The 4,274-nt window shown below is 44.8% G+C and carries 2 protein-coding genes; one reads left to right on the forward strand and one right to left on the reverse strand.

The window, feature by feature from the left end; all coding sequences use genetic code 11:
- Positions 1 to 317 precede the first annotated feature (317 nt).
- On the reverse strand, positions 318 to 1,025 hold the full coding sequence (gene ubiG, locus CAG69_RS03615) for a bifunctional 2-polyprenyl-6-hydroxyphenol methylase/3-demethylubiquinol 3-O-methyltransferase UbiG (protein WP_031780424.1): 708 nt from the start codon (positions 1,023 to 1,025) through the stop codon (positions 318 to 320).
- A gap of 474 nt (positions 1,026 to 1,499) precedes the next feature.
- Between ubiG and gyrA the strand changes: the two genes are divergently transcribed.
- Positions 1,500 to 4,220 (forward strand): DNA topoisomerase (ATP-hydrolyzing) subunit A, encoded by a 2,721-nt coding sequence (gene gyrA, locus CAG69_RS03620; protein WP_085343492.1) that lies wholly within the window; start codon positions 1,500 to 1,502, stop codon positions 4,218 to 4,220.
- Positions 4,221 to 4,274 lie beyond the last annotated feature (54 nt).

The following is a 4,274-nucleotide window of genomic DNA, read 5'->3' on the forward strand; positions in this document are numbered from 1 at the left end:
TACAGATCGGGGATGACTTGTGGATAACTGACAAAATGAAAAAAATCAGTAAGTGAACACTAACCGATGAGAAAAGGGCAGACTTGAATGGTTAAAAGCACGGTTTTGAGATCGGTTTAGAAATAACCGCATGCAAAAATATTTTCCTTGATCTTTGGTCGTTTTTATCTACGAAAAATAGGTTGGTTAAAATGGAATCTAGAGCACGAATTTTAGGCATAAAAAGACAAAAAAAGCGGCAACTTTGTGCTACCGCTTTCGATTCATTTTCTACAAAAAATGTCAATCACAAAACGCATTTTTTAACATAATGGCGTTCAGTATTTTTTAGTATGAACGATGTAGTTTACGTCTACATTACGGCCGAGTTTGTAACTGTCATTAAGAGGGTTGTAATGCAGGCCCGTAATGCCCATTTCCGTTAGGTCAGTTTGGTCTATCATCTTCATCATTTCGGCAGGCTTGATAAACTTCTCGTGCTCGTGAGTCCCCTCAGGAACAATCTTAAGAAGCTTCTCTGCACCGACAATAGCAAACAAGTATGACTTGATGTTTCGGTTCAAGGTTGAGAAAAACACGTGACCACCAGGTTTTACTAGCGCAGCACAAGAGCGGATAACGGAGAGAGGATCTGGAACGTGTTCAAGCATCTCCATACAAGTCACGACATCGTAAGTCCCTGCGTTTTCTATAGCATGGTCTTCTATTGTGCTCTGAATGTAGGTCAGTTGAGTACCTGTTTCTAATGCATGTAGTCGTGCGACTTCTAAAGGTTCTTTGCCCATATCAAGTCCAGTCACAATAGCGCCTTCTTTCGCCATGCTTTCAGCAAGAATGCCACCACCACAGCCGACATCAAGTGCGCGCTTGCCAAACAAGCCATTTGCTTTTTCAAGTACATAGTTCAAACGAAGTGGGTTAATTTGATGAAGTGGCTTAAACTCGCCTTCTAAATCCCACCATCGAGAAGCCATGTCCTCGAATTTCTTAATTTCACTTGGGTCGACGTTTTGTGCTTTAGTCATAATTGGTTTTATTGCATTCAATCTGAGTCCTTTAGAGGGCGTCAGTATACTCCAACGTTTTATACCCAAACAACCTCGATGTGCTTAGTGAAGGGACAATGACAGAGTTCACTGGCGCGGCAAACGCGACAGGTTCCTGTAATTTTGAAAGCGCTAGCTATTGTTTTTGGTTCATCCTTGAACTAGTGCCAGTGACAATACTCTAAAACCTGCATTTTCGCGTTGTGTGGTTAAAGGAATTTACCTCGCTTTTCCGCGTAAAGAGTCCGATTTTGCTCAATATTGACCGAAATATAACCACTAATCAGAAAGATATGGGATGAGTGTGCAAATTCTCGACATTTGATTCATAACCAAGCTCACAACCTGATAAAAGGAGAGGGAAAGTGATGCCGAAGTGATGAATTGTGTGTTATATTTTTGCACCTTACACGTATCGTAATTACGATCAGATAATAGAGGGATAATGGCTCTATGAGCGATTTAGCTAAAGAGATCACGCCCGTAAACATCGAAGATGAGCTTAGAGGTTCATATCTAGACTATGCGATGTCAGTCATCGTAGGTCGTGCTCTTCCAGATGTGCGTGATGGCCTAAAACCAGTACACCGCCGCGTTTTATTCGCGATGAACGTACTAGGCAACGATTGGAACAAACCATATAAAAAATCAGCCCGTGTTGTCGGCGACGTAATCGGTAAATATCACCCACACGGTGATAGTGCTGTGTACGACACAATCGTACGTATGGCTCAGCCGTTCTCGCTTCGTTACATGCTGGTCGATGGTCAAGGTAACTTTGGCTCGATCGATGGCGACTCTGCTGCGGCAATGCGTTACACCGAAGTTCGAATGGCAAAAATTGCCCATGAACTATTGGCTGACCTAGACAAAGAAACCGTAGACTACGTACCAAACTACGACGGTACAGAGCAGATCCCAGCGGTTCTTCCAACTAAAATTCCAAACCTATTGGTTAACGGTGCTTCAGGTATCGCAGTAGGTATGGCAACCAACATCCCGCCTCATAACCTTGGCGAAGTGATCGATGGCTGTCTTGCATACATCAATAATGAAGAAATCACTATTGATGAACTAATGGATTACATTCCTGGTCCTGATTTCCCAACGGCGGCGCTGATCAGTGGTCGTAAAGGCATTGTAGACGCGTACAAAACAGGTCGCGGCAAAATCTACATGCGTTCGAAAGCGGACATCGAAGTGGAGAAGAATGGTAAAGAAACCATCATCGTCACTGAGATCCCATACCAGGTAAACAAAGCTCGCTTGATCGAAAAGATCGCTGAGCTAGTTAAAGATAAGAAAGTTGAAGGCATCAGTGCACTGCGCGACGAGTCAGATAAAGACGGTATGCGTATTGTTATTGAATGTAAGCGCGACGCTGTGGGCGAAGTGGTTCTAAACAACCTATACGCTCAGACTCAGTTGCAAACCACTTTCGGTATCAACATGGTGGCCCTAAACAATGGCCAACCACAGCTATTCAACCTGAAAGATATGTTGAAGTGCTTCGTTGATCACCGTCGTGAAGTTGTGACTCGTCGTACTATTTTCGAACTACGTAAAGCGCGTGAACGTGCCCACATCCTTGAAGGTTTAGCGCTAGCGCTTGCCAACATTGATGAAATCATTGAGCTTATCCGTAAGGCGCCAACACCGGCTGAAGCAAAAGCGGGTCTTATCGCTCGTGGTTGGGATTTAGGCAACGTTTCAGCAATGCTAGAGCGTGCTGGTACAGATGCAGCACGCCCTGAATGGCTAGAACCTCAATACGGCATTCGCGATGGTCAGTACTTCCTGACTGAGCAACAAGCACAAGCTATCCTAGATCTTCGTCTACACAAACTAACAGGTCTAGAACACGAGAAGATTCTTGGCGAATACAAAACACTTCTAGAAGAAATCGCTGAGCTCATGCATATCCTTGCAAGCACTGAGCGTTTGATGGAAGTGATCCGCGAAGAACTTGAAGCGGTTCGTGACGGCTTTGGTGATGCTCGTCGTACAGAAATCACAGCTGCGAGCCATGATATCGACATGGAAGAACTGATCGCACGTGAAGACGTTGTGGTTACTCTATCGCACGGTGGTTACGTTAAGTACCAAGTACTGAGCGACTACGAGTCACAGCGCCGTGGTGGTAAAGGTAAGAGTGCGACCAAGATGAAAGATGAAGACCATATCGAGCGTCTTCTAGTGGCGAATACCCACGATAACATCTTGTGTTTCTCTACTCGCGGTAAAACATACCGTCTGAAAGTTTACCAATTGCCTCTAGCGAGCCGCACTGCTCGTGGTAAGCCAATTGTGAACATCCTTCCACTAGAAGAAGGTGAGCGTATTACCGCGATTCTGCGTGTTGATGAATTCTCTGAAGACAAATTCATCTTCATGGCAACAGGTGACGGTACGGTTAAGAAAACGCCGTTGAACCAATTTGCAAATGTTCGTTCAAATGGCCTGATTGCGGTAAACCTACGTGAAGACGATTCGTTAATCGGTGTGGATATCACTAACGGCGAAAACGAAATCATGCTGTTCTCTAAAGCAGGTAAAGTGGTTCGCTTTAAAGAAGCAGAAGAAATTCCAGTACTTGACGAAAATGGTAAGCCAGTTCTTGATGAGAATGGTCAGCCAGAGATCAAGTTTAAAGGTGTTCGTCCTATGGGTCGTACCGCCTCTGGTGTTCGTGGTATGAAACTGGCTGAAAATGACCAAGTTGTATCACTTATCGTTCCTTCGCACGAAGGCGACATCCTAACAGTTACAGAAAACGGTTACGGTAAACGTACAGCGCTTAGTGAGTACCCGACAAAAGGTCGTGGCACTCAAGGTGTCGTTTCTATCAAAGTTTCTGAGCGAAACGGCCCGGTAGTTGGTGCTATCCAGGTTGTTGAAGGTGATGAAATGATGATGATCACCGACGCTGGTACACTAGTACGTACTCGTGTGGGTGAAGTTAGCCAGGTTGGTCGTAACACGCAAGGTGTAACGCTTATCCGTACTGCGGAAGATGAATCTGTTGTTGGTTTGCAACGTATTGAAGAAGTTGATGAAGAAGAGCTGCCTGCTGGTGAAGAAGCAGAAGCGTTAGAGTCAACAGACGAAAATACGCAGCAAGATACTCCAGAAGCACCAGCCGCTGATGATGCAGAGGAAGGTAACGAAGAGTAATCTTTCGTCACTATTCTAATGTAAAAAGCCGAGCCTCAGTTGCTCGGCTTTTTT

Origin of the sequence: Vibrio sp. V43_P6S15P86 (genome assembly GCF_009904725.1) — a bacterium.
In the GTDB taxonomy this organism is placed as follows: Bacteria; Pseudomonadota; Gammaproteobacteria; order Enterobacterales; family Vibrionaceae; genus Vibrio; species Vibrio diabolicus.